Source organism: Bartonella sp. AD328YNZD (genome assembly GCF_042196425.1).
Genome location: NZ_JBHIQG010000022.1, coordinates 14,133 through 18,019, shown reverse-complemented (window position 1 = coordinate 18,019; position 3,887 = coordinate 14,133). Strand labels below are relative to the sequence as shown.

Genomic DNA, 3,887 nt, shown 5'->3' with positions numbered 1-3,887 from the left:
AAGTTAGTAGCGTTACCAACGGAAACTGTTTATGGATTAGCAGGCGATGCGACCAATGGGAGGGCAATTTCTTCTATTTATTCTACAAAGGGTCGTCCGCAAATTAATCCTCTTATTGCGCATGTCAGCGGCATCGAAATGGCGGAACGTTATGTTAAAATCGACTTTCTTTCACGCCAATTAATGGAGGAATTTTGGCCAGGACCTTTGACATTGGTTTTGCCTTTAAAGGAACAGCATAATATCCATCCTTTAACGACTGCCGGTTTGAATACATTGGCTATTCGTTTTCCAGACAGTCGTTTTGCGGAAGTTGTACAATATTTTGGACGCCCACTTGCTGCTCCTAGTGCGAATCAATCAGGACGTCTTAGTCCTACTTCCGCTGAGGCTGTTTTTGCATCTTTGGGGGAATCTGTTTCTTTGATATTGGATGGAGGATTTTCTAGAATAGGGCTTGAATCAACGATTATTAAGATTTGTGGTGAAAATATTTATCTTTTGCGTCCAGGGGGGCTTGCGGCTGATGAAATTGAAGAAGTTGTGGGGAAGCCTTTAAAACGGATAGATCAAAGGGCGGCAATTGAAGCTCCTGGGATGTTAAAGTCGCATTATGCTCCCAATGCCACGGTTCGTTTGAATGTAGAAAAGGTGGAAAGTGGTGAAGCGCTTTTAGCATTTGGTTCAAAGCGTGTTATGGGGGCTGAAAATGCTGTTTCTATTTTAAACCTTAGCGAAGATGGAAAATTGGAAGAGGCAGCCTCTCATTTATTTCAATATATGAAGGAATTAGATTCATTTAAAGTGAGATGTATCGCAGTAGAACCTATTCCATCATACGGATTAGGAGAGGCTATCAATGATCGTCTTATACGGGCTGCGGCTCCAAAGGAGAAATGAATATGGAGCAGGAATTAATTGAGGGGTTTAGGGAAATTGTTGGAGCCAAGCATGCTGTAACAGATCAGACGTTGATTGCACCGTATTTGCTTGAAGAGCGTGGGCTTTTTCATGGAAAAACACCTTTACTTTTACGTCCATCTTCTTGCGCAGAGGTCTCATCGATTATGCAGTTAGCGAGCAAAACGCACACACCGATTGTACCACAGGGGGGGAATACAGGGCTTGTGGGGGGACAGCAACCAGATGAAAGAGGAGAGGGCGTTCTTTTATCCATGGAGCGATTAAATAAGATTAGAGCTATAAATCTTGAAGGAAATTTTGTTGTTGTAGAGGCTGGTGTTATTTTACAGGATTTGCAGAAAAAAGTGGATGAATCAGGTCGTTTTTTCCCTCTTTCTTTGGCATCTGAAGGTTCTTGCCAAGTAGGGGGAAATCTTTCGTCAAACGCTGGAGGGACAGCTGTTTTGGCTTATGGCAATATGCGTGATCTTTGTCTTGGTTTGGAAGTTGTTTTACCGGACGGGCGTATTTTAGATGATTTGCGTTTTGTTAAAAAAGACAATAGCGGTTACGATTTAAAAAATCTTTTTATTGGTGCAGAAGGCACATTGGGTGTTATAACCGCAGCCGTTTTGAAGATTTTTCCAAAAATAAAAGGAAAAGCAGTTGCCTTGGTGGGATTATATAGTCCGGCGAAAGCTTTAGAGTTTTTATCTCTGGCTCAAGAATATGGAGGAGGGATGTTGACAGGTTTTGAGCTTATGTCAAAGCTCAGTTTGCAAATGGCTTTAGATTATAAGATGTGTGAGAAGCCTCCTCTCCAGCAGAAACATGAATGGTATGTATTAATGAACATTTCATCGTTGCAAGGCAATGATGAGGCGTTATCGGTATTGAGTAGTATTTTAGAAGAAGCTTTAAAGAATGCGGTGATAGAAGATGCAGTTATTGCGCAATCTTTAAAACAGCAAGATTTTTTTTGGCAATTACGAGAAAGTATATCATCGGCACAAAAGTTGGCGGGAGGATCTATTAAGCACGATATTGCAGTACCGCTTGCTTCCATTCCTGATTTTATTGCTGAAGCTGCACTTATTGTTGAAGATATTTCTCCAGGAGCAAGGGTGGTTTGTTTTGGACACATGGGTGATGGAAATTTGCATTATAATGTTACACAACCTGTAGGGGCTGATACGACAGTATTTTTGCAGTTATGGTCAACAATGAACCATCGCATTCATAGTTTAGTGATGAATTATAAAGGTGCATTTTCTGCTGAGCATGGAATTGGTCAGCTTAAGCGCGAAGAACTTCGTTCTTTTAAATCGCCTGTCGCATTGGATATTATGCAAGGGATTAAAAAAACGCTCGATCCTTTAGGGATAATGAATCCTGGAAAAGTATTATAATTCAAGAATGGTGATCATGCATTTTTGTTTAGATTTTAATAACCAAAAAAGAAACCAGTTGTTTTTTATTCAAACTTTTAATAATCCAATGAGAAAAAGCTGCTAATTTGTTTAGATTTTAATAACCAAAAAAGAAACCAGTTGTTTTTTATTCAAACTTTTAATAATCCAATGAGAAAAAGCTGCTAAAGGGTGTATGTTATTTAAGATAAATTGGGATAATGTATATGGCTAATCAATGCTTTAATCAGGCAAAAGCGGTGCTTGAATTTCGGTTAGATCCGTGCCATTTGCCACAAACTACGACATATTTTTCATCCAAAACGGGCAATAAGGTAATTTGTTCGTTAAATGAGCGTGGTGTTTCTTTTAAAACGGATATGCCTTCAAGCTTATCGCATTTAATACCTCCTTATCATTTTCAAGGAATTGCAGCACGTACCGTAAAAACGCGTTCAGGAGAAAGAGCTGTTGCATTAGAATTACTTCATGCAGATGAGGAAGCTTGTATACCGCTTTTGGTTTCCAGAGATTTGAATAATGTTCTTCTGGATTGGCGGTTATGGGCGGATACTTATGGCCTTCCCATGCTTATGATCAATGAAGATAATCGCATTCTGGTTGTAAAAGATCGTTCTGATTTACATCGATTTTTTGGTACAACATCGTATTCTAGACAAAAGCGTTTTTTACTTCGTTATAGCAATCCGTTCGGCTTGCGTTTGGTGATTGCGAATCGAATCGCACTCCAGTGATATTAATATGCATTCATTGTTGTACTACCATCAGCATTTATCTTGTTGTGCCGTAAAACATCGTTGTTTGGGGCGGTAACATAAGGGGTGTAAACTTCACACATGAAGTGTTTTTAGAAGATATGGCGAATATTCTTAAGTTTGCTTGTAGGTCTTTGTGTAAGTGCAGCATATGAGTGGGAAGCAAGAGGACCCCGCTCAATGAGAATCCAGACTTTTACAGACGGGATTTGGTGTGACTTTTGGTTCTTGAAAACAAAGAGGAAGTCAATGATTGTAAATGAGAGTTTTTTGACACCATACATTGGCAGCAGGAATCTATTATGTAAAACGCTTTTTTCGGAGAGGTGAAAACGGCTTTTGTACCAATAGAAACTGTTTTTTGCGGTATAATTTTGGGTTTTTGCCACATTATTAAAACATCAGAAAATTACTGGAAGTGTTTTTAAATTTTTTTTAATAAATCATTTCTCCATTTTGAATGAGAGCTTTGAATATTGCAGAACATTCTTATTTCATCTCTCTTTTATAATCAAAATCATTTAGATAGAAAGGGTTATCGTAATATTGAGAGTTGGAAAATACAAAGATGGTATCGGTTTTTATCTTTATTCCAGAAAGATGGCAGAATGGATTTATACTATTTGCAGGTAGTGTCGTAAAATGGGAGTGATGAGCATGAGAGATATTGTTTAAGAATTTGTATGTGAATAACATAACTATCTTTTTTGGGCATTTTATTTTTCGTAAAAGCGGAATTTCATTAAAAAACGCGATAGATAAAAGAAATGATAGTATATATGTTTTTCTTCAGGATTTT

At 38.1% G+C, this 3,887-nt stretch carries 3 protein-coding genes; all 3 read left to right on the top strand.

Going from position 1 to position 3,887, the window contains the following annotated elements; translation table 11 throughout:
• Window positions 1-900: L-threonylcarbamoyladenylate synthase (locus tag ACFIO3_RS02270; protein WP_375704072.1), on the top strand; the 900-nt coding region annotated here is incomplete at its 5' end.
• Between the two features lie 2 nt (window positions 901-902).
• The gene (locus tag ACFIO3_RS02265; RefSeq protein WP_375614430.1) at window positions 903-2,312 is read left to right on the top strand and encodes an FAD-binding oxidoreductase; all 1,410 of its coding nucleotides are present in this window, start codon (window positions 903-905) and stop codon (window positions 2,310-2,312) included.
• Window positions 2,313-2,539: 227 nt separating this feature from the next.
• Window positions 2,540-3,067: a DUF6101 family protein gene (locus ACFIO3_RS02260; protein WP_375609082.1), complete on the top strand. Its 528-nt coding sequence runs from the start codon at window positions 2,540-2,542 to the stop codon at window positions 3,065-3,067.
• Window positions 3,068-3,887: the final 820 nt, after the last annotated feature.

Coding starts and splice junctions, on each gene's coding strand:
- ACFIO3_RS02265 (WP_375614430.1), top strand. CDS start 903: ATGGAGCAGGAATTAATTGAGGGGTTTAGGGAAATTGTTGGAGCCAAG.
- ACFIO3_RS02260 (WP_375609082.1), top strand. CDS start 2,540: ATGGCTAATCAATGCTTTAATCAGGCAAAAGCGGTGCTTGAATTTCGG.